We start from the raw sequence: 22609 nt of genomic DNA, 5'->3' as shown, positions 1-22609 counted from the left end.
TTTTTGACGTAATTTTTCTGTTTTACAGCATTTCGGACGAGTTGTTTATGCCAGAGGTTCGGTCGTCAACGCAGTCAGAGTCAGGAATGTCACAGTGGATGGGGAAAATTCTTTCCATTCGCGGTGCTGGGCTGATTATTGGTGTTTTTGGCCTGTGTGCGCTGATTGCGGCTACGTCCGTGACCCTGCCGCCAGAACAGCAGTTGATTGTGGCATTTGTATGTGTCGTGATCTTTTTTATTGTCGGTCATAAGCCCAGCCGTCGGTCCCAGATTTTCCTTGAAGTGCTGTCAGGGCTGGTTTCGCTGCGCTATCTGACATGGCGCCTGACGGAAACGCTTTCATTCGATACATGGTTGCAGGGTCTGCTTGGGACAATGCTTCTGGTGGCGGAACTTTACGCCCTGATGATGCTGTTCCTCAGCTATTTCCAGACGATCGCGCCACTGCATCGTGCGCCTCTGCCGCTGCCGCCGAACCCTGACGAATGGCCTACGGTCGATATCTTCGTCCCGACCTATAACGAAGAACTGAGCATTGTCCGCCTGACGGTGCTGGGATCACTGGGGATTGACTGGCCACCGGAAAAGGTGCGGGTTCATATCCTTGATGACGGCCGTCGTCCTGAATTCGCCGCCTTTGCCGCTGAATGTGGCGCGAATTATATCGCCCGCCCGACGAACGAACATGCAAAGGCCGGTAATCTTAACTATGCCATTGGTCATACCGATGGTGATTACATCCTGATCTTTGACTGCGACCACGTCCCGACCCGCGCCTTCCTGCAGTTGACAATGGGCTGGATGGTCGAAGACCCGAAGATCGCGCTGATGCAGACCCCGCATCACTTCTATTCCCCCGACCCGTTCCAGCGGAACCTGTCGGCTGGTTATCGTACCCCGCCCGAAGGCAACCTGTTTTATGGCGTGGTGCAGGATGGCAACGATTTCTGGGATGCGACCTTCTTTTGCGGGTCATGTGCAATCCTGCGTCGCACGGCGATTGAGCAGATCGGCGGCTTTGCGACCCAGACCGTGACCGAAGACGCGCATACCGCACTCAAGATGCAGCGTCTGGGCTGGTCCACGGCCTATCTGCGCATCCCGCTTGCCGGTGGTCTCGCGACGGAACGCCTGATCCTGCATATCGGACAGCGCGTGCGCTGGGCGCGTGGGATGCTGCAGATCTTCCGCATCGACAATCCTCTGTTCGGGCGTGGCCTGTCATGGGGGCAGCGGCTTTGTTACCTGTCGGCCATGACGTCGTTCCTGTTCGCTGTCCCGCGCGTCATCTTCCTGAGCTCCCCGCTGGCGTTCCTGTTCTTTGGGCAGAACATCATTGCCGCGTCGCCGCTCGCGCTGCTGGCCTATGCCATCCCGCACATGTTCCACGCCGTCGGCACGGCGTCGAAGATCAACAAGGGCTGGCGCTACTCCTTCTGGAGTGAGGTCTATGAAACCACGATGGCGCTGTTCCTGGTGCGCGTGACGATTGTCACCCTGCTCAGCCCTTCACGTGGGAAGTTCAACGTGACGGACAAGGGCGGGTTGCTTGAAAAAGGTTATTTCGACCTTGGCGCCGTCTATCCGAACATCATCCTTGGCCTGATCATGTTCGGCGGCCTGGCGCGTGGTGTCTATGAACTGTCTTTCGGCCATCTCGACCAGATCGCCGAACGCGCCTACCTGCTGAACTCCGCCTGGGCAATGCTCAGCCTCATCATCATCCTTGCGGCCATCGCCGTGGGGCGTGAAACACAGCAGAAACGCAACAGCCATCGCATCCCCGCAACCATCCCGGTGGAAGTGGCGAATGCCGATGGGTCCATCATCGTGACGGGCGTGACCGAGGACCTGTCCATGGGTGGGGCCGCGGTAAAGATGTCATGGCCTGCGAAGCTGTCGGGGCCGACGCCGGTTTATATCCGTACTGTCCTTGACGGGGAGGAACTGATCCTGCCCGCCAGGATCATCCGTGCTGGCAACGGGCGGGGGATCTTCATCTGGACGATTGATAACCTGCAGCAGGAATTCTCGGTTATCCGCCTGGTGTTCGGCCGTGCCGACGCATGGGTTGACTGGGGCAATTACAAGGCCGACCGCCCGCTGCTCAGCCTCATGGACATGGTTCTCAGCGTCAAGGGCCTGTTCCGTTCAAGTGGCGATATCGTCCATCGCAGTTCCCCAACCAAGCCTTCGGCTGGCAATGCCCTGTCTGACGATACGAACAACCCGTCACGCAAGGAGCGTGTGCTGAAGGGAACCGTGAAAATGGTTTCGCTTCTGGCGCTGCTGACATTTGCCTCCTCGGCACAGGCAGCGTCAGCGCCCAGGGCCGTCGCGGCGAAGGCCCCGGCCCATCAGCCCGAAGCCTCTGACCTGCCGCCGTTGCCCGCGCTTCTGCCCGCCACCAACGGCGCGGCGCAGGCGGGTTCGGGCGATGCCGGCGCCAATGGACCCGGCAGCCCCACGGGCCAGCCCCTGGCGGCCGACAGTGCCGATGCGCTGGTGGAAAATGCGGAAAATACGTCCGATACGGCGACTGTCCATAATTATACCCTCAAGGATCTTGGCGCCGCAGGGTCCATCACGATGCGTGGCCTTGCCCCGTTGCAGGGGATCGAGTTCGGGATTCCCTCTGACCAGCTTGTGACGTCTGCGCGCCTTGTGCTGTCGGGTTCGATGTCGCCCAACCTGCGTCCGGAAACCAATTCGGTCACAATGACGCTGAACGAGCAGTATATCGGCACGTTGCGTCCCGACCCGGCGCACCCGACATTCGGCCCCATGTCGTTCGAGATCAACCCGATCTTCTTCGTCAGCGGAAACCGTCTGAACTTCAACTTCGCCTCCGGGTCGAAGGGATGTTCGGATATCACGAACGATACGCTGTGGGCCACGATCTCGCAGAACTCGCAGCTTCAGATCACGACAATCGCGCTGCCGCCGCGTCGCCTGCTGTCACGTCTGCCGCAGCCCTTCTATGACAAGAACGTGCGCCAGCATGTTACGGTCCCGATGGTGCTGGCGCAGACTTATGACCCGCAGATACTCAAGTCCGCGGGGATTCTCGCTTCGTGGTTTGGCAAGCAGACGGACTTCCTCGGCGTGACGTTCCCGGTGTCGTCCACCATCCCACAGAGTGGCAACGCCATCCTGATCGGCGTGGCCGATGAACTGCCGACCAGCCTCGGGCGGCCGCAGGTCAATGGCCCGGCGGTTCTGGAACTGCCGAACCCGTCGGATGCAAACGCCACGATCCTGGTGGTGACGGGGCGTGACCGTGATGAGGTCATTACCGCGAGCAAGGGCATCGCCTTCGCGTCTGCTCCCCTGCCGACCGACAGCCATATGGATGTCGCGCCGGTCGATATCGCCCCGCGCAAGCCCAATGACGCGCCATCTTTTATCGCGATGGACCATCCGGTGCGCTTTGGCGACCTTGTAACGGCAAGCAAGCTACAGGGAACCGGCTTTACGTCCGGTGTGCTGTCGGTTCCGTTCCGCATTCCGCCCGATCTTTATACGTGGCGTAACCGCCCGTACAAGATGCAGGTACGTTTCCGTTCCCCCGCGGGGGAGGCGAAGGATGTCGAAAAGTCACGTCTCGATGTCGGGATCAACGAGGTTTACCTGCATTCCTATCCGCTGCGCGAAACGCATGGCCTGATTGGCGCGGTTTTGCAGGGTGTCGGCCTTGCCCGCCCTGCAAGCGGCATGCAGGTGCATGATCTCGACGTACCGCCGTGGACCGTGTTCGGGCAGGATCAGTTGAACTTCTACTTTGACGCGATGCCCCTTGCGCGCGGAATCTGTCAAAGTGGCGCGGCAAACAATGCGTTCCATCTTGGACTTGACCCGGATTCCACCATTGATTTTTCCCGTGCCCATCACATCGCCCAGATGCCCAACCTTGCCTATATGGCGACGGTCGGTTTTCCTTTCACCACCTATGCCGATCTGTCGCAGACGGCGGTTGTTCTGCCTGAACACCCGAATGCCGCGACTGTTGGCGCCTATCTTGACCTGATGGGGTTCATGGGCGCGGCGACGTGGTATCCGGTTGCGGGCGTGGACATTGTGTCGGCCGATCATGTCAGTGACGTTGCGGACCGTAACCTGCTGGTGATTTCGACGCTGGCGACAAGTGGCGAGATCGCGCCGCTGCTGTCACGTTCATCCTACGAAGTGGCGGATGGTCATTTGCGCACGGTGTCGCATGCGTCCGCGCTGGATAACGCGATCAAGGCGGTCGACGATCCGCTGACGGCTTTCCGCGACCGTGACAGCAAGCCGCAGGATGTCGATACCCCCCTGACGGGTGGTGTCGGCGCGATGATCGAGGCGGAATCCCCCCTGACGGCGGGCCGCACCGTTCTGGCGCTGCTGTCGTCTGACGGTGCGGGGCTGAACAACCTCCTTCAGATGTTGGGGGAGCGCAAGAAGCAGGCGAATATCCAGGGGGACCTGGTTGTTGCCCATGGCGAGGACCTGTCTTCGTACCGCACTTCGCCGGTCTATACGATCGGCACCCTGCCGCTCTGGCTGTGGCCGGACTGGTATATGCACAACAGACCGGTTCGTGTGCTGCTTGTCGGCCTGTTGGGATGTATTCTGATCGTCAGTGTTCTTGCACGGGCTCTGGCGCGGCATGCGACCCGGCGTTTCAAGCAGCTTGAGGATGAGAGGCGCAAGTCGTGACCCATAAACGATATGCTTCGTCCCTGTCCGCCGGTCTTCTCGCAACGACCTGCGTCGCAGGTCTGTTGCTGCAGGCGAACGGCGCACGGGCACAGCAGGCGGCAGAGGCGCAGGCCCCGGCCAGCAGCACCACCATGATGCAGGCAGCCACCGTTGCCCCCGCCCAGAGTGGGCAGGCCGCGGTGGTGCAGCGGCTGGTGCAGCAGGCCCGTTTCTGGATGCAGCAGCACCAGTATGAAAATGCGCGCCAGTCCCTGCAGAGTGCTGCGCGACTTGCACCGGATTCCGTTGATCTGCTGGAGGCCGAGGGCGAATATCAGTCGCATATCGGCAATCGTGATGCCGCCCTTGATACGCAGCGTCGCCTGCATCAGGCTGCACCTGGCAGCACGTATGAAAGCCAGTTGAACGACCTGCTGCATGAACAGGCGATTTCCCAGCCGGACCTTGCGCATGCGCGCTCGCTTGCTGCATCCGGGCACAGCGATCAGGCGGTGGAAGCGTACCAGCACCTGTTCAACGGTTCGACGCCCACGCCCTCGCTCGCGGTTGAATATTACCAGACGCTGGCTGGCGTCTCGGGGCAGGCCGGCACGGCACAGGATGGGCTGATCCGTCTGGTCAAGGCCAATCCTTCCGATTTCCGGGCGCAACTGGCGCTTGCGCAGGTCCTGACCTATCAGCCCGGCACCCGGATGGAGGGGCTGCAGCGGCTTCAGGCGCTCCAGAAGTACCAGTCTTCCGCCCCGGTGGAGGCTGCGACGGCGGAAAAATCATATCGCCAGACGCTGTCATGGTTACCGGTTACACCCGAAACACTGCCGTTGATGCAGAAATGGCTGGATGCACATCCATCCGACAGCGCATTGCGGACCCATATGGCAGAACCGGCAGGCGGGCCGCCGGATAAAGGCGCGCTGGCGCGGCAGGACGGGTTCAAGGCGTTGAACGCCGGACGTCTGTCCGCAGCCCAGGCCGCGTTCCAGAGCGCACTGAACCTGAATGCCAAGGACGGCGATGCCCTGGGCGGCCTTGGCCTTGTCGCCATGCGCGCGGGCCATAACGAGGAAGCGCATCGTTACCTCGAAGATGCGATCGCGGCTGATCCCAAGAATGCGGCGCACTGGCGTCCGGCACTGGCTGGCATGGCCGTGGGCGAGGAATATGGCAGCGTCCGTCGCCTGATCGCCAGTGGACAGACACAGGAAGCCGAACAGCGCCTGATGACGCTGGCGCGTCAGCCCGGACAGTCCGAGGGCGCGACCCTTATGCTGGCGGATTTGCAGCGCAGCACGGGCCAGACCGGCGAGGCCGAGCGCAATTACCGGGCGATTCTGGCGCGCAATGGTGACAATCCCATCGCACTGATGGGACTGGCCCGTGTGCTGATGGGGGAAGGCCAGGAGAACGAAGCGAACGCCCTGCTGTCGCGCCTTGGTGGTCGCTATAGCGATCAGGTGCAGCAGATCGAGGTTTCGGGCATCATGGCCGAAGCCGCCCGCACGTCGGATTCAGCGCAGAAGGTCAGCCTTCTGCGGCAGGCCATGACCAAGGCCCCGGATGACCCGTGGTTGCGCATCAACCTTGCCAATGCGCTGCAACAGCAAGGTGACAGCGCGGAAGCGGCCAATGTCATGCGTCCGCTTTTGACCAGCCCGCGTACGCCGGCCGATTATCAGGCGGCGATCCTGTATGCGTCCGGCAATGGCAATGATACGCTGGCGCGCCGTTTGCTTGCGGGACTGTCGCCGGATGATTATTCCCCGGCCATCCGCACCATTGCCGATGAAATGGCGATCAAGGCCGATCTGGCCAGCCGCCTTTCGATGGTTTCGAATCCCACGCCGCTTGTGCGCGAGGCTCTGGCCGCGCCGGACCCGACGGGCGCGCGTGGTGTGGCGGTGGCCGACCTGTTCCGGCAGCGTGGTGACATGCTGCATGCGCATATGGCGCTGCGCATCGCCTCCACGCGCAATATTGACCTGACGACCGAACAGCGGCTGGCCTATGCCACCGAATATATGAAGATCAGCAATCCCGTTGCCGCAGCGCGCCTGCTTGCACCGTTGGGCGATGGCAGCGGGACCGCAACCGGTTCCGCGATGTCGCCGGATCAGCGGCAGACGCTGATGCAGTTGCGCATGGGCATTTCGGTGGCACAGTCGGACCTGCTGAACCAGCGTGGCGATCAGGCGGCGGCGTATGATCACCTTGCGCCCGCGTTGCAGGCCGATCCAGAGGCGACATCCCCCAAGCTTGCGTTGGCGCGACTGTATAACGGGCGTGGCAAGTATGGGCACGCGCTGGACATCGACCTTGCTGTTCTTCGGCATAATCCGCAGGACCTTGATGCGCGGCAGGCCGCCGTGCAGGCCGCGGCGAATGACGGCAAGGACAACCTGGCCATGCAACTGGCGCAAGATGGGGTCCAGCAGTCGCCGATGGATGCGCGCAGCTGGCTTGGCATGGCGGTGGCGGACCGCGCTGTGGGCCATGGCGACCGGACGCTTGCTGACCTGCGCCGGGCGTATGAATTGCGCCTGCAGCAGCTCAAGATCAGTCGGGGTGATGCCATCGGCGGTGATGAAACGCAGGCGACCGCGCCGCCGACGGCCAATCCGTTCCGTCGCGATGCATACGGGCATGCGCTGTCGCTGGGTGCGCCCCCGGGTGAGAACGGGTACAGCACGGCAGGAAGCGTGCCCGAGATTTCGGACCAGATGCTGTCCTCCATCAACGGGCAGATCCATACCCTGTCCGAAGACATGGCGCCGTCTGTTGATGCCGGCCTTGGCTTCCGTGTCCGTTCCGGCACTCCGGGCATGGGCGCGTTGACCGAGGCATCCGTGCCGATCGTCGGGCGCATCCCGCTGCAGGCTGGTACTTCGGCGCTGACATTCACGGCCACGCCAACCTTCCTGACGTCGGGGCACCTGCCGCAGACCGGGTATGATATACCGCGTTTCGGCACCAACCTGTTCGCGCTGGAACGGAACCTGCAGAACCAGAACAACAGCGCGGAACATCGCATCAATACCGATACGATCGGGCGCGAGGCAGGTGTGGCGCCTGATGTCCGCTTTGCCAATAACTGGGTCAGTGCCGATGTCGGTGCCTCGCCTCTGGGCTTTACGCTGCCGAACGTGATCGGTGGTGTTGAATTCGCCCCGCGTGTCGGGCCTGTGACCTTCCGTGTCAGTGGGGAACGCCGCTCCATTACCAACAGCGTCCTGTCCTATGGCGGGATGACCGATGCCCTGACCGGCAAGAAGTGGGGCGGTGTTGTCACCAACCACTTCCATGGACAGGTCGAGGCCACGCTGGGCAATACCATTGTGTATGGTGGTGGTGGTTATGCCATCCAGACCGGCCATCATGTCCAGAGCAATACCGAAGTGGAAGGCGGGCTGGGGGCGAATACCCTGGTTTATCGCAACCGCAAGCACGAAGTGCGTGTCGGTGTGAACCTGACCTATTTCGGCTATAAGCATAACGAGGACTTCTATACTTACGGGCAGGGTGGCTACTTCTCGCCGCAGTCCTATTTTGCGGCAACGGTGCCCGTCCGGTATTCCGGGCATAGTGGCCTGTTTGACTGGGATGTCACCGGGTCCATCGGTTATCAGTTGTTTCATGAACACAGTTCGGCCTTCTTCCCGACCAATCCTGTGTATCAGGCCCTTGCGAACGGGCTGGCGGGTGTATCTACTGCTGAACTATCCTTGGAATCGGCCAGGTATCCCGGCGATGATGTCGGTAGCCTTGTTGGTGGTTTCGATGGCAGGGTGGGTTATCGCGTCAGCCATTCGCTGCGCCTTGATCTGTCCGGTCGTTTCCAGAAGGCTGGAAACTGGGATGAGGGCGGCGCCATGATCTCGGCTCACTATCTTATTATGGACCAGTAATGACAATTTTTGAGAAAAAACCGGATTTCACCCTGTTTCTTCAGACCCTGTCATGGGAAATTGATGATCAGGTCGGGATCGAGGTCAGGAACGAGCTCCTGCGTGAGGTCGGACGGGGCATGGGCACGCGCATCATGCCGCCGCCGTGCCAGACCGTGGACAAGCTGCAGATCGAACTGAACGCGCTTCTGGCCCTGATCGGCTGGGGCACCGTGACGCTCGAACTCCTCAGCGAGGACCAGTCCCTGCGCATCGTGCATGAAAACCTGCCGCAGGTTGGCAGCGCGGGCGAACCTTCGGGTACGTGGCTGGCTCCGGTGCTGGAGGGGCTGTATGGCCGCTGGGTGACGTCGCAGGCGGGTGCGTTTGGTGATTATGTCGTTACACGCGATGTGGACGCCGAGGATCTGAATGCTGTTCCGCGTCAGACCATCATCATGTACATGCGCGTGCGCAGTTCCGCGACCTGAGGCAGGACAACGGCGGTCTGGTCCGCCGCTGTTTTTCAGGCAGGTCGCCGTCGGCGATGCCGGATGATGCGATGGCGTCCGGCACGACGGCAGGCAGCCGGGCATGGCGGCCCGGCCATTCCGTTTCGGGGTGGTCGGGCTTTTTGCTGTCTGGCGGGATGTGGGGGGAGCCACATGGGCTGGCAACACCTCAAAATAGTGTTTGAGAATGGAAGGTTTTAAGCGATTTTTTGAACACAAGCCATTGATAAAAGACGAAAAAATCTTCGGTCGTTATCTTGTGTGTCTTGAAAATACGATCGCTTGCCTGGATCAGGATTCACAAAAACATTTATTTTTAGTGGGTTGCCGGTTCTGATGTTGAAGAGACTGTTTGAAAAGTCAGGATCGATAACATACTGAAATTATAAAGGTTTTTGGTGAAGCTTTTTCTAAAAAGCTTCGGAAGGCACTGCCTTTTTGAAAAAAGGCGGCATCCAAAAACTTTTCTTCTATTTATCAATGATCTGTTTTCAAATAGAGATAGTTATTCTGCAAAAAATATTGTTTCCCAAAGGTCATTCCTGCTTGATGATCTGACAATCAGCATATGGTTCTGGTGAATATTTTTTCAGAAATCCTCGAAAGACGTTATTTTTTCTGACAACGGCGCCAAAAGTTTTTATTTTTATCAACAGGTTGTTTGTGTGTGGTGCCTTTTGGCATCATGTGCTGCCTGTCATCAGGTTTTCTTGGCCGACATTGCGATATGTCATGCCGTTCTGGCGGGATGGGGTTCATCCTTGGGGCGAAATGGGGGTGGCATGCCGATTGGTGACGTCAGCTTCTTCTGGTTGTGGCCATGTATGAGGAGGATGATCGACGCATGATGATGTCTCGTAAACTGATGTTGCTGTCTGCCGTGGCGTTTGGCGGGATCGTTGCTCTGTCGCCCGGCGCGCAGGCCCGCGAGGGACAGGATGCCCCGGCCACCATGGCCACCACGGCGGACAGCCGGGCGCGCGATCTGCTGTCGCACATGACGCTTCAGGACAAGCTGTCGATGGTTTTCACCATTGATGGGGGGGGCACGATGGGCAATGCGCCGATCCCGCCTGGCGGCCTGGGGTCGGCGGCATATCTGAAGACGCCGGCCGGGCTGCCGCCGTTACAGATCAGTGATGCGGGCCTTGGCCTGCGTAACCCGTCGCATGTGCGCCCGCACGGACAGGCGGTCGGCCTGCCGTCCGGCCTTGCAACGGCCAGCACATGGGACCCGGACATGGCGCGGCAGGGTGGGGCGATGATCGGCGGCGAGGCCTGGCGGCAGGGGTTCAATGTGCTGCTGGCCGGTGGCGCCGACCTGACGCGTGACCCGCGCGGGGGACGCAATTTCGAATATGCGGGCGAGGACCCTTTGCTGACGGGGCGGGTGGTTGGGGCCACCATCGCCGGTATCCAGTCGCAACATGTGATTTCGACGTTGAAGCATTTCGCGATGAACGATCTTGAGACATCGCGCATGACCATGAGTGCGGATATCGATACTGCGGCGATGCGCGAAAGCGACCTTTTGGGATTTGAAATTGCGATGGAGGTCGGGCATCCCGGGTCGGTGATGTGTTCGTACAACCGCGTCAACGACATCTATGCCTGCGAAAATCCCTATCTGCTGACAAAGGTGCTGAAGCAGGACTGGAAATATCCCGGCTTTGTCATGTCCGACTGGGGGGCGACCCATTCGTCCGCCCGATCCGCTCTGGCGGGGCTGGATCAGGAATCATCGGGGGACGATGCCGATGCCCGCCCCTTTTTCCGCGAGATCCTGGCGCGTGATGTCAAGGAGGGGCGCGTCCCCACCAGCCGGGTGGATGACATGGCGCAGCGTATTGTCCGCTCCATGTATGATGTGGGGCTGGTGGACCATCCGCCGGTCATGCAGCCGCTGGACGTCGTGACCGATACCCTTACCGCGCAGCGTGATGAGGAAGAAGGCGCGGTGCTGCTGAAGAACAGTGGGAACCTGCTGCCGCTGTCGCCCACGGCGCATGTCGCCGTGATTGGCGGGCATGCCGATGTGGGCGTGATTTCGGGCGGGGGGTCCAGCCAGGTCGATCCGATCGGCGCGCCCGCGATTGGCGTGGTCAAGGGACCGGGCAAGAAGGACTGGCCCGGCGACCCGGTATATTTCCCGTCTTCGCCATATCGCATGATGCAGGCGGAAGCACCGTCGGCGCGCCTGACCTATACCTCTGGCGCGGACATCGCGCGCGCGGCGGATGCAGCGCGCAGGGCGGATGTTGCGGTCGTGTTCGTGACGCAGTTTTCCTATGAAGGCATGGATACCGCCAATGCCATGACGCTGGATGGCAATCAGGACGCGTTGGTGGCGGCGGTCGCGCGCGCCAATCCGCGTACGGTTGTCGTGATGGAAACGGGGAACCCGGTCATGATGCCCTGGCTGGACAATGTCGGTGCGGTGATGGAGGCATGGTATCCCGGTTCGGGCGGTGGCGCCGCGATTGCACGCCTGCTGTATGGCAAGGTGGCCCCGTCGGGTCGTCTGCCGATGACATTCCCCGCATCGCCCGTCCAATTGGCCCACCCTGATATTGCAGGTGTCACGGCCAACAGTGTGTTTGAAATGCAGTTCCATACCGATCAGGAACTTGTCTATGACGAAGGCAGCGAGGTTGGCTATCGCTGGTTCGACCATACGCATGCGACGCCGCTCTTTGCGTTTGGCCATGGCCTGACCTACACCACTTTTGCCCATGATGGCCTGCGTGTCGCGCATCATGGGGACGATGTCGTCGCCACCTTTACGGTGCGCAATACGGGCACGCGCGTGGGGGTGGATGTGCCGCAGCTTTATGTCCGCCTGCCCGATGGCGGGGGGCGTCGCCTTGCAGGATGGCAGCGTGTGACGCTTGCGCCTGGTGAAAGCCGTGAACTGTCGGTGGTGCTGGAACCACGCGTGCTGGCGCATTTCGATGAGAAGCATGACCGCTGGAACGTGCCATCGGGGGAATATCGCATCTGGCTGGGGTCGTCTGCCGTGGATGAGTCGCAGCAGGTGACGTTCCACCTTGCCGGCCGGAACATGGCCCCCTGAGTATGGCGTGGGTGGGTGCCCCGAAAACTGGCTGGCATCGCGGTCGCTTGTGTCGTGCCTCGGTGTCGGTCATGGTCCTGCTTACGGCGCTGATGTCGGGAGGGGAGGGCATGGCCATGGCGTCCGGCTGGCCTGATACGCCCATGGTACGGATGCGCATGCAGGCTGAAATCCGTACCCTGCAGGTGGCATTGCTGACGCAGCCAAGTGCGACTGTCACGCTGGAGGATTGGTGCGCCCGCCATGGCATGGCCGCGCCCGCGCGTGTGCTGGCGCGGCGTCTGCCTGTGGCACCGGCCAGCATACCGGCGCAGGTGCGCGCCGACCTTGGCGTGGGTGTGGATGAACCGGTTCGCCATCGTCGCGTGGCGCTGTTGTGCGGTGCGCATGTGCTTTCTCTGGCTGACAACTGGTATGTGCCCGCGCGCCTGACCCCGGCGATGAATGCACGGCTGGATCAGACGGATGTGCCGTTCGGCCATGTGGTTGCTGAACTTGGTTTTACGCGGCGCACGCTGGAATCCTCATTGCTATGGTCGCCTCTGCCCACAGGGTGGGAAGCGCACGCCATCCCCCCTGCATCATCGGGCATGATCGCGGTGCCGGCTGAGGTCCTGCGCAATCGCGCGGTCCTGTCACGTCATGATGGCGCTGCATTCAGCGAGGTTGTGGAGACCTATACAGGCGCGATCATGGAATTCACGCCACCATTATAGGTAGCTGTTTGAAAACAAATCATTGATAAAAATAGTGAAAGTTTTTGGGTGCGGACTTTTTTCAAAAAGGCGGCGTCTTCTGAAGCTTTTTGGAAAAAGCTTCACCAAAAACCTTTATAATTTCAGGATGCTATTGGGTCTGAATTTTTAATAAGTCTCTAAGTTATGTTATCTGTTTATTTTAAATTATATTGAAAATACTTCATTTATTTTGGGATGGGGTGGCGGATATTTACTCTATTTTTCCTGATGGGTCGTTGCAAACGGCATTTTAACGCAGACATCAATGTAAAAAGCCTGAAGGCAGAAAGAACCTGACGCGGCTTTTTCCCTGAACATTTTGACAGGGGGCAGCGCGGACACCGCCTTGCCGCCTGTCGCGGGGTCGGGCACGGTGGCGCATTGCCTGTCGTGCGGCAGGCCCGTACCCAGCCAGGCAAATGAGGTGCCCCATGACCGAAAAATCCCCCACGGATCGCAGCGCGCTGGACCTGCGTGACCCGGGGCTGGATGCGGCGAGGGTTCGTGCCGCCCTGTCGCTTGCCCCCCATCCCGAAGGTGGCAGTTACCGTGAAATCTGGCGCGAGACACGCGCCGATGGGGGGCGCGGCAGTGTCAGCACGATCGAATTCCTGCTGGAGCAAGGGGAGCGTTCGCACTGGCATCGTGTCGATGCGGCGGAAATCTGGTGCTGGCAGGCGGGCGGCCCGTTATGTCTGCGTATTGTGGGCGCGGGGCAGGCCGAACAGGCCATAACCCTTGGCCCGTGTCCCGATGCGGGCGAGGTGTTGCAGGCCGTGGTACCCGCCGGGGCATGGCAGGCCGCCCAGGGCATGGGGAAATGGTCGCTTGTGGCGTGCATCGTTGCGCCCGCCTTCCTGTTCGACACATTCGAACTGGCCCCGCCCGGCTGGTCCCCGGCAGGCACGCAGGAACAGACCCAGACAGAAATACCGACAGGCCTGGCGTGATGGAGGACAGGCCCATGACCCACGAACCGCAATGGCTGTCACTTGCACGCGAATTGCAGGCCATCGCGCAAAGCGGTCTTGCCTATGCCGATGGCAGCCCATTTGACCGGGAACGTTACGAGGTCGTGCGTGACGTCGCCGTGCGCATGATGGCGATGGGCAGCGACGAACCCGCCCCGCGGATTGCGGACCTGTTCGCGGCCCAGCGCGGTTATGCAACGCCAAAGGCGACGGTACGCGCGGCGGTGTTCGATGCGTGCGGCCGTATCCTGCTGGTGCGTGAGGTGCTGGACCACGGGCGGTGGACCCTGCCGGGCGGATGGGCTGACGTGAACCTCTCGCCTGCGGAAAACACGGTCAAGGAGGTGTACGAGGAAAGCGGCTATATCGTGCGCGCCACCCGGTTGGCGGCGGTATGGGACCGTGCGCGGCAGGCGCACCCGCCGGGACCGTTTTCGTGTTACACGTTATGTTTCCTGTGCGAACTGCTGGGGGGTGTGCCCACCATCAGTGCGGAAACATCGGAAATCGGATGGTTCGCGCGCGATGAAATCCCTGCGGACCTCTCTCTGGGCCGCGTGCTGCATGCGCAGGTCGATGCGATGTTCGATTATGCCGCCAACCCGGCCCTGCCGACCTATTACGACTGATCCCGCCCTACGGGTCACACTCTGTAATGCGCTGGGCATAGGGCATTGAAATCGGGCATGAAGATTTCCATATCGTAACCCATGACAGTTCGGCCGACTACTGAAGCTGGAGAACAGGTAAAAAGATGACAGAACAGACAGCCGCGCCCGCCGCCGGGGGCGAACAGCATGAATTCAGCGCCGAGGTCGGGCGTCTTCTCGACCTTGTGGTGCATGCCCTTTATTCCGAACGGGAAATCTTCCTGCGCGAACTGGTGGCCAATGCCGCCGATGCGACGGACAAGCGCCGGTTCGAGGCCCTGACCGATGGTGCGCGCGCCCTGCCGGATGATGCGAAGATCCGAATCAATCCCGACAAGGAGGCACGCCTGCTGACCATTACCGATGATGGCGCGGGCATGGACAAGGACGAACTGGCGCGCAACCTCGGCACCATCGCGCGGTCGGGCACCCGTGCGTTTGGCGAGGAACTGCAAAAGGCCAAGCCTGAGGAAAAGCCCAGCCTGATCGGGCAGTTCGGTGTTGGCTTCTATGCCGCGTTCATGGTGGCGGACCGTGTGGACGTGATCTCGCGCCGCGCCGGCAGTGACGAGGCCTGGCGCTGGTCCTCCACGGGCAAGGGGAACTATACCATTTCCCCCGCAACGCGGGAGAAGGCAGGCACGGACATCATCTTGCATATCAAGGAAGATGCCGACGACTTCCTTGATTCGTGGCAGCTTGAGACGATTGTGCGCAAATGGGCGGACCATATTTCGTGGCCCATCAGCATCGTCAAGGAAGGCGAGGAAACCACCGCCAACAAGGGTACCGCCCTGTGGCGCAAGGGCCGTGGCGAAATCGACGAAGAACAGCTTAACGAGTTCTATCGTCATGTCAGCCACAACTTCGACACGCCATGGGCGACGTTGCACTGGCATGCCGAAGGAACGCTGGAATTTTCCGCCCTGCTGTTCATCCCCGGCAGCAAGCCGTTCGAATTCGGCGAACCCGTGCGTGAAAGCCAGATCCGCCTGCATGTGCGGCGCATGTTCATCACGGACGAAGCCGGGCTGCTGCCGCCATGGTTGCGTTTTGTAACCGGCGTTGTCGATACGGAGGATCTGCCGCTCAACGTCTCGCGCGAGATGTTGCAGGCGACGCCGGTGCTGGCGCGTATCCGCAAGGCCGTGACCAATCGCGTGATTTCCGAACTGAAGACCCGCGCCAAGGACGAGGCGGATTTCGACAGGTTCTGGGATAATTTCGGCCCGACCTTCAAGGAAGGCATCTGGGACGATGCCGAGCATCGCACCGAACTGGCGACCATCGCGCGTTTCCGTTCCAGCACGCAGGATGGCTGGACCACGCTGGATGCGTATCTGGAGCGTAAGAAGCCGGAGCAGGAGGCGATCTACTACCTGACGGGGGATCGCGCGGAAATGCTGTCATCCTCGCCGCAGCTCGAAGGGTTCCGCGCGCACGGGATCGAGGTGCTGTTGCTGTCGGATGCGGTGGATTCCTTCTGGCCCGACCGGCTGGGTGTCTACAAGGATACGCCGCTGCGTAATATCAGCCAGTTCCACGCCGACCTTGAGAAGTTTGGCGCGGCGGAGGAAACGGCCGAGGAAAAGAGCGACCTTGAGTCCGTCCTGCCTGCGTTGAAGGAAGCGTTGGGCGATGCGGTGTCCGATGTGAAGGCGACGAATCGGCTGGTGGACAGTGCGGTCGTGCTGGGTGCCGCCGAAAATGGCCCGGATCTGCAGATGATCCGCCTGATGCGGCGCAGCGGGCAGGAAACGCCCGATACGGCGCCCGTATTGCAGGTCAACCCGCGCCATGTGCTGATCCATGAACTGGCGCAGCGCGTGAAGGCCGGGGAGTCGATTGAGGATCTTGCCCTGATCCTGATGGACATGGCCCGCATCCAGGATGGTGAAAGCCCGAAAGACCCGACCCGCTTTGCCCAGCGTCTGACGGCTCTGCTGTCGAAGGTGGCCGTAAAGGCTGGCTGACGCGCCACCCGGCCCGTCATGGTGCGATATCCCGTCATGCCGTCATGCATGGCGGGATATTTTTTTGCCCGTCGCACCATGCGGGGGCGGGCGGGATGGTTCGCGCATGGTGCGGTGATGGCGATACACACGCCCCGCAGATATATTCGTTTACGAAAGACAGCGTTCTTTTGATGCTTTTCGTAAAAAGCTTCCCCAAAAACGTCTTCGGCATCATACAATGGCCGAGGAAGTTTCCCGGCGGGCACTGTCATGGCGGGCACTGTATGGCAGGCAATGTCTGGCGGGGTACGCTTTGGAAATATCGCTGATATTTTCGCATGACGCATGTTAACCGGTGCGCGGGTGATGGCTGACTGCGTGATGATGGCCCGTTGGTATGATCGGGGCTTGAATACATGTCGCGCGGATGCTTCCTTGCACGCCCCTGATGAATGGTAAGTTCCTGATTTTGACAACGGCAAACGACGCATGAAAATCAACGATGTCTCGTATCGCAGCGTTTGGGTTGACCCCGATGACGGGTGGTCGGTGCGGATATTTGACCAGACCCGGCTTCCATGGGCGCTGGACATCCTGCGCCTGACGCAATGTGGGCAGGTCGCCCATGCCATACGCACCATGCAGGTGCGTGGCGCGCCGCTGATTGGCGCGGTTGCGGCCTATGGGCTGGCGCTGGCGTTGCGGGTGGATGCCTCCGATACCGCAATGGAACGTGATGCGGCGATGCTGGCCGCGACACGTCCCACGGCGGTCAACCTGGGGTGGGCCATCGGGCGGATGCTGACGCGGCTGCGTCTGCTTGCTCCTGCCGACCGTGTGGCCGCCGCCTATGACGAGGCGGGGCGCATCTGTGATGAGGACGTGATCCAGAACGAGGCCATAGGCCGGCTGGGCCTTGAACTGATCGAGGAACTCCATCGCGCGCGGGGCAATGCCGCAGGACCGGTCAATATCCTGACCCATTGCAATGCCGGATGGATCGCAACCGTGGACTGGGGCACTGCGCTGGCCCCGATCTATATGGCGCATGACCGGGGTATTGATGTGCATGTGTGGGTGGATGAAACCCGCCCGCGCAACCAGGGTGCATCGCTGACGGCATGGGAACTGGGCAGTCATGGCGTGCCGCACACGGTCATCGCGGATAACGCGGGCGGCCACCTGATGCAGCATGGCAAGGTGGATCTGGTGATCGTGGGCACCGACCGGGTGACACGTAACGGTGATGTCGCCAACAAGATCGGCACCTATCTCAAGGCACTGGCAGCAGCGGATAATGGCGTGCCGTTCTGGGTCGCGCTGCCTTCCACCACCATCGACTGGAGCATTTCGGACGGCGTGCGTGAAATCCCCATCGAGGAGCGTGCAAGTGCCGAAGTCACCCATATCTCCGGCCTGACGGGGGCGGGGCAGGTCGAAACGGTGCAGTTGACGCCACAGGGCAGCGGTGCGGCAAATCCCGCATTCGATGTGACGCCAGCACGCCTTGTGACGGGGTTGATTACCGAACGTGGGCGTTGCAGCGCCACGGCGGATGGGTTGTGTGACCTGTTCCCCGAATATGTATAAGTGAAAAAAAACGCCCGTGCGGCGTTACAGGGGTGTCCGAACTTGACAGCGCGGGGCAGATTGGCTTTGTCGCGCCTGCGGGAACGGACGGCTGTAACGGCCGCCCGGCACCCCTGAAACAGGTTGGACAGGACGAGATCATGCATCCCTATCGTACCCATAGCTGTGCGGCCCTGCGGGCCAGCGACGCCGGGCAGACGGCCCGCCTTTCCGGATGGGTACACAGCAAGCGAGATCACGGCGGCCTGCTGTTCATTGATCTGCGCGACCATTTCGGCCTGACCCAGATCGTGATCCCGGCGGGATCGCCTGTGCTGGAACTTGCGGAAAAGATCCGCGTCGAAAGCGTCCTGACCATTACGGGCGAAGTTGTCCTGCGGGACGCCGCGACGAAAAACCCGAACCTGCCGACAGGGGATATCGAGGTCCGCGCCCAGCAGATTGATGTGCAGTCGGCGGCCGATGTGCTGCCGTTCCAGGTCGCAGGGCAGGAAAACTACCCCGAGGACCTGCGCCTGACCTATCGCTATATCGACCTGCGCCGGGAAAAGGTCCATCGCAACATCATGCTGCGCGCGCAGGTGATCGCAAGCCTGCGTCGGCGGATGACCGATCTGGGGTTCGTCGAATTCCAGACGCCCATCCTGACGGCGTCCTCGCCCGAAGGCGCGCGCGACTTCCTTGTTCCCGCGCGCATGCATCCGGGCAAGTTCTATGCCCTGCCGCAGGCCCCGCAACAGTTCAAGCAGTTGGCGATGGTCGCGGGCTTCGACCGTTATTTCCAGATCGCGCCGTGCTTCCGCGACGAAGCCGCGCGCGCCGACCGTTCACCGGGCGAATTCTACCAGCTTGACTTCGAAATGGCGTTCGCGACGCAGGAAGATGTGTTCGCGACGCTGGAGCCGGTGATGGAAGGGGTGTTTCGTGAATTCGGCGGCGGGCGTATCGTCAGCAAGGCCCCGTTTGAGCGCATTCCCTATGCCACCGCCATGGAAGTCTATGGCAGCGACAAGCCCGACCTGCGCAACCCGCTGAAGATTTCCGATGTCACGGACTCCTTTGCAGAATCCGGATTCGGCCTGTTCGCCCGTATCGTCGCCGATGGCGGTCAGGTGCGCGCCATCCCCGCCCCCGGCGCAGGGGAAAAGCCGCGTGCGTTTTTTGACAAGCTCAATGCCTGGGCACGTGAAGTCGGTGCCGGTGGCCTTGGCTATATCATCTTCGCCGAAGATGGCGGCAAGGGGCCGATCGCCAAGAACCTTGAGCCCGAACGTATCGCCGCCATCCGTGACAAGACGGGCCTGAAGGCAGGCGACGCGGTCTTCTTTGCCGCGGGCAAGGGGGATGAGGTCGCCAGGTTCTCTGGCCTGGTGCGCACGCGCATTGCGACTGAACTTGACCTGATCGAGGAAAATGCCTTCCGTTTCTGCTGGATCACGGACTTCCCGATGTTCGAGCGAAACGAGGATACGGGACAGATCGACTTCTCCCATAATCCGTTCTCCATGCCGCAGGGCGGGATGGAAGCACTGGAAAAGCAGGACCCGCTGACGATCAAGGCCTACCAGTATGACATCGTATGTAATGGTATCGAGCTGTCGTCGGGTGCGATCCGCAACCATCGTCCTGATGTGATGATCCGTGCGTTCGAGATCGCGGGCTATCCCGAAAGCGAGGTCGAGGCCCGTTTTGGCGGCATGCTCAACGCCTTCCGCTATGGCGCGCCGCCGCATGGCGGGTCCGCGCCGGGTGTGGACCGTATCGTCATGCTTCTGGCTGATGAACCCAATATCCGCGAGGTCATTCTCTTCCCGCTGAATCAGCAGGGCGAGGATCTGATGATGGGCGCGCCCGCCCCGGTGGAGAGCGCACGCCTTAAAGAACTGTCGCTGGCGCTGGACCTGCCCAAGCCAAAGCCGGTAGTCGTGAAAACCTCCGAAACCCCAAAGAAAGACTGACGGCATGCATCGTGCCATCCGGGCCTGCGTCATGAACGCGCCACGCTGGCGGGGCGTGTGCATGGGTGCGGCCCGGATGGTGACGGCAGGAATGGCGATGGGGCTGGTTCTGGGGCTGATGCCCCCGGCCAGGGGGGCGGAAACCCCGACACCACTGACGCCACATCGCGCGGTATATGACCTGACGCTGCAATCCGTCAGTGGTGGTCAGATCGTCTCTGCAAGTGGCAGCATGACCTATGTGCTGTCCGATGCATGTTCCGCATGGTCCACGCAGCAGGAACTTAACCTGCAGACTGCATCGCGCAGTGGCGTGCAGACGGAAATCCGTACCGATTACGCCGTGCTGGAGGACAAGGACGGTGGCCACATGGTCTTTCGCACCCATCAATACGGCAGTGGCGTGACGGAACAGAAGATCAGTGGCGAGGCGACGATGACAGCCACCGGTGGTCAGGTGCGTTATACCCAACCGGGCGTAAGCGTCGTCCCCCTTGCGGCGGGTACGCTGTTTCCTGTGGCGCATACCCGCGCGATCATCGCCGCCGGACGCGCGGGACAGGCCACCATCGAACCTGTCCTGTTCGATGGCACCACGGAAAAAGGGGCCATCGACACCTTCATTGTCCTGATGGGGTGGAAGCCACCGCCGGCACAGACGGATATCCCCGCGCTGGCACATCTGGGGTCGGTTGCGACGCATGTGGCCTATTACGACCATGCGACGCACGACATGCCGCCGGATTTCGATATCGGCATGCGATATTTTGAAAATGGCGTATCGGACCGGCTGGACATGAATTTCGGGGAATTCCGTATGCGCGGCACGTTGCGCACCTTTACCCCGCTGCCTGCGCCGCGTCATTGCTCCGTCATGGTGACGCCGCATTCGCCATAAAGGACAGGCAGGGGTGGGCTTTGTCCCCACCCCTTGCCCAAAGATATTAGAGAGTGTCTGAGAACAACTCATTGATGAAAAAAGAAAAGTTTTTTGGTGCCGCCGTTCGATCGAAAAAGGCGGCGTCTTCTGAAGCTTTTTTCAAAAAGCTTCACCAAAAACTTTTATGATTTCAGGATGTTATCGAGCCTGACTTTTCAAACAGTCTCTTATCTGTCCTTATGAAAATAATCCATTGATAAGGAATGATAAAAGTTACCGGGTATTGCCGTTTTCCAATCAGGCAACGCCCTTTAACGCGTTCTGGCAAACGCATTGCCAGAAACTTTTATTATTCAGCCTGTGACGTGACCTGCATGTTCCAACAGTTGCTTCAGCAGATCACGATGCATGGGGCGGGCGCCCTGCGTTCTGCGGGGGCTGGGGCGCCCGGTTCTTTCATGTGTGCAATGGCCCCCGCATATCCGGGAATATTTCTTTGAATATTTCTTTCAGGCCACCGCGTCGCGCAGTGTGACAATCAGCGGGACATGGTCGGAAGGCTGCGTCATGTTCCGTTCTTCCCGGTCGGGGATGGCGCTCAGCAGCCGTTCGGCCACGCGGGGCGACAGCAGGGCATGGTCGATGCGTAACCCGCTGTCACGCTGCCATGCGCCTGCCTGATAATCCCAGAACGTATAAAAACGTCCCACCGGATGCAGCGCGCGCAACGCATCGGTCAGCCCCAGCCACAACAGCGTGCGAAAGGCCGCGCGCGATGCCGGGCGCACCAGTGCATCATCGGGGGGCAATGCGCCGGGGGCGAGGTCTTCGTCCGTCGGGCAGACATTGTAATCCCCCGTCAGCACGAAGTCCGTGCCCGCATGCAGCAGGTCACGTGCATGTCGCGCCAGTGCCGCCATGAAGGCCAGTTTGTTGTCATAGCCCGCTTTCCCGCCCGAATTGCCGTTGGGCAGGTAAAGGTTGCCAAATGTCAGTGCCTCTGTCCGGATTTCGACATAGCGCGCCTGTGGTGGTTCGCATTCCCATCCCGGCAGGGAACGGTGCGTCACCGTGAACGGCACGCGCGACAGGATGGCGACGCCGTTATAGCTTTTCTGCCCGACGACCACGCTTTCATATCCGGCCTTGCGAAACGCATCGGCGGGGAACTGGTCCTCGATGCATTTGATTTCCTGCAGGCCAATCAGGTCGGGCTGTTCACGTTCCAGCCATTGCAGGACATGGTCGTGGCGCTGGCGGATGGAATTGACGTTCCAGGTGGCGAATTTCATTGGGCGTCAGTCAACCGAGAAACTGGTGCCACATCCGCATGACGAGGTCGCCTGCGGATTGCGGATGGTGAAGTGCGCGCCCATCAGGCTATCCTTGAAATCAAGTTCCCCGCCCTCAAGCAGGTCGAGGCTGGCAGGATCGACGATCACATGTGTCTCCCCCGCCGGGATGACGATGTCGTCGGGGGCGATGGCGGTTTCCAGCGCGAATTTGTACTGGAACCCGTTGCACCCGCCCGCCAGAACGGAAACCCGCAGGCCCGGCGGCGTGGCGGAGGCTTCGCCCTGTTCGTCGATGATTTCGCGCAGGCGCCTGATTGCACCGTCAGAGACGCGGAAACTGGCGGGGGTGGGGTGGTCGGTGGTCTTGTCCATCGGGTATCACCATCGTGTGACGGAACCCGCGA

The 22609-nt window shown here is 60.8% G+C and carries 14 protein-coding genes; 12 read left to right on the top strand and 2 right to left on the bottom strand.

Translation table 11 applies throughout. The features are described from left to right. The first annotated feature begins 98 nt into the window (after positions 1-98). The 12 genes from bcsA (at position 99) to IFJ82_RS12870 (ending at position 20928) form a co-directional block, all read left to right on the top strand. Positions 99-4700, top strand: a complete 4602-nt coding sequence (gene bcsA, locus IFJ82_RS15770) for a UDP-forming cellulose synthase catalytic subunit (RefSeq protein ID WP_225578668.1) — start codon at positions 99-101, stop codon at positions 4698-4700. After that, positions 4697-8605, top strand: a complete 3909-nt coding sequence (locus IFJ82_RS12920) for a cellulose biosynthesis protein BcsC (protein WP_064478851.1) — start codon at positions 4697-4699, stop codon at positions 8603-8605. Before bcsA ends, IFJ82_RS12920 begins: the two co-directional genes overlap by 4 nt. After that, positions 8605-9075, top strand: coding sequence for a cellulose synthase operon protein D (locus IFJ82_RS12915; RefSeq protein WP_003617981.1), 471 nt, complete (start codon positions 8605-8607; stop codon positions 9073-9075). The genes IFJ82_RS12920 and IFJ82_RS12915 overlap by 1 nt, the downstream gene beginning before the upstream one ends. 56 nt (positions 9076-9131) lie before the next feature. Then, positions 9132-9281 carry a hypothetical protein gene (locus IFJ82_RS12910; protein ID WP_192264844.1) on the top strand — a complete coding sequence of 50 codons (150 nt, stop codon included), beginning with the start codon at positions 9132-9134 and terminating at the stop codon, positions 9279-9281. A 659-nt stretch (positions 9282-9940) separates the two neighbouring features. Continuing rightward, positions 9941-12169 (top strand): beta-glucosidase family protein, encoded by a 2229-nt coding sequence (locus tag IFJ82_RS12905; RefSeq protein WP_192264843.1) that lies wholly within the window; start codon positions 9941-9943, stop codon positions 12167-12169. Between the two features lie 71 nt (positions 12170-12240). Continuing rightward, on the top strand, positions 12241-12885 hold the full coding sequence (locus tag IFJ82_RS12900; protein WP_062809806.1) for a hypothetical protein: 645 nt from the start codon (positions 12241-12243) through the stop codon (positions 12883-12885). A 452-nt stretch (positions 12886-13337) separates the two neighbouring features. Next, positions 13338-13856 carry a cupin domain-containing protein gene (locus tag IFJ82_RS12895; RefSeq protein ID WP_003617984.1) on the top strand — a complete coding sequence of 173 codons (519 nt, stop codon included), beginning with the start codon at positions 13338-13340 and terminating at the stop codon, positions 13854-13856. Between the two features lie 14 nt (positions 13857-13870). Continuing rightward, positions 13871-14506 (top strand): NUDIX hydrolase, encoded by a 636-nt coding sequence (locus IFJ82_RS12890; RefSeq protein ID WP_192264841.1) that lies wholly within the window; start codon positions 13871-13873, stop codon positions 14504-14506. 125 nt (positions 14507-14631) lie between these two features. Further along, a complete protein-coding gene (htpG, locus tag IFJ82_RS12885) occupies positions 14632-16500 on the top strand; it encodes a molecular chaperone HtpG (protein ID WP_192264840.1) in 1869 nt (622 codons plus the stop codon). A gap of 471 nt (positions 16501-16971) precedes the next feature. Next, positions 16972-18072: an S-methyl-5-thioribose-1-phosphate isomerase gene (gene mtnA, locus IFJ82_RS12880; protein WP_003617988.1), complete on the top strand. Its 1101-nt coding sequence runs from the start codon at positions 16972-16974 to the stop codon at positions 18070-18072. Between the two features lie 140 nt (positions 18073-18212). After that, complete coding sequence (gene aspS / locus IFJ82_RS12875) at positions 18213-20030, top strand: aspartate--tRNA ligase (RefSeq protein ID WP_040511565.1); 1818 nt, start codon at positions 18213-18215, stop codon at positions 20028-20030. A 4-nt stretch (positions 20031-20034) separates the two neighbouring features. Continuing rightward, positions 20035-20928 (top strand): cell envelope integrity EipB family protein, encoded by an 894-nt coding sequence (locus IFJ82_RS12870; RefSeq protein ID WP_062808640.1) that lies wholly within the window; start codon positions 20035-20037, stop codon positions 20926-20928. A gap of 491 nt (positions 20929-21419) precedes the next feature. On the opposite strand, the gene IFJ82_RS12865 is transcribed toward IFJ82_RS12870, so the two are convergent. Next, a complete protein-coding gene (locus tag IFJ82_RS12865; RefSeq protein ID WP_192264839.1) occupies positions 21420-22202 on the bottom strand; it encodes an exodeoxyribonuclease III in 783 nt (260 codons plus the stop codon). 6 nt (positions 22203-22208) lie between these two features. After that, entirely contained in the window at positions 22209-22577 is a 369-nt protein-coding gene (locus tag IFJ82_RS12860; protein WP_062808642.1) for a HesB/IscA family protein, read from the bottom strand. Positions 22578-22609 lie beyond the last annotated feature (32 nt).

Origin of the sequence: Novacetimonas hansenii (genome assembly GCF_014843995.1) — a bacterium.
GTDB classification, from domain to species: Bacteria; Pseudomonadota; Alphaproteobacteria; order Acetobacterales; family Acetobacteraceae; genus Novacetimonas; species Novacetimonas hansenii.
This window is presented reverse-complemented; position numbering and strand designations above follow the sequence as displayed.

Bases quoted from the DNA above. Each gene is read 5' to 3' on its own strand.
- bcsA (WP_225578668.1), top strand. From the start codon at position 99: ATGGGGAAAATTCTTTCCATTCGCGGTGCTGGGCTGATTATTGGTGTT.
- IFJ82_RS12915 (WP_003617981.1), top strand. From the start codon at position 8,605: ATGACAATTTTTGAGAAAAAACCGGATTTCACCCTGTTTCTTCAGACC.
- IFJ82_RS12910 (WP_192264844.1), top strand. From the start codon at position 9,132: ATGCCGGATGATGCGATGGCGTCCGGCACGACGGCAGGCAGCCGGGCA.
- IFJ82_RS12905 (WP_192264843.1), top strand. From the start codon at position 9,941: ATGATGATGTCTCGTAAACTGATGTTGCTGTCTGCCGTGGCGTTTGGC.
- IFJ82_RS12900 (WP_062809806.1), top strand. From the start codon at position 12,241: ATGGTCCTGCTTACGGCGCTGATGTCGGGAGGGGAGGGCATGGCCATG.
- IFJ82_RS12895 (WP_003617984.1), top strand. From the start codon at position 13,338: ATGACCGAAAAATCCCCCACGGATCGCAGCGCGCTGGACCTGCGTGAC.
- IFJ82_RS12890 (WP_192264841.1), top strand. From the start codon at position 13,871: ATGACCCACGAACCGCAATGGCTGTCACTTGCACGCGAATTGCAGGCC.
- htpG (WP_192264840.1), top strand. From the start codon at position 14,632: ATGACAGAACAGACAGCCGCGCCCGCCGCCGGGGGCGAACAGCATGAA.
- mtnA (WP_003617988.1), top strand. From the start codon at position 16,972: ATGAAAATCAACGATGTCTCGTATCGCAGCGTTTGGGTTGACCCCGAT.
- aspS (WP_040511565.1), top strand. From the start codon at position 18,213: ATGCATCCCTATCGTACCCATAGCTGTGCGGCCCTGCGGGCCAGCGAC.
- IFJ82_RS12870 (WP_062808640.1), top strand. From the start codon at position 20,035: ATGCATCGTGCCATCCGGGCCTGCGTCATGAACGCGCCACGCTGGCGG.
- IFJ82_RS12865 (WP_192264839.1), bottom strand. From the start codon at position 22,202: ATGAAATTCGCCACCTGGAACGTCAATTCCATCCGCCAGCGCCACGAC.
- IFJ82_RS12860 (WP_062808642.1), bottom strand. From the start codon at position 22,577: ATGGACAAGACCACCGACCACCCCACCCCCGCCAGTTTCCGCGTCTCT.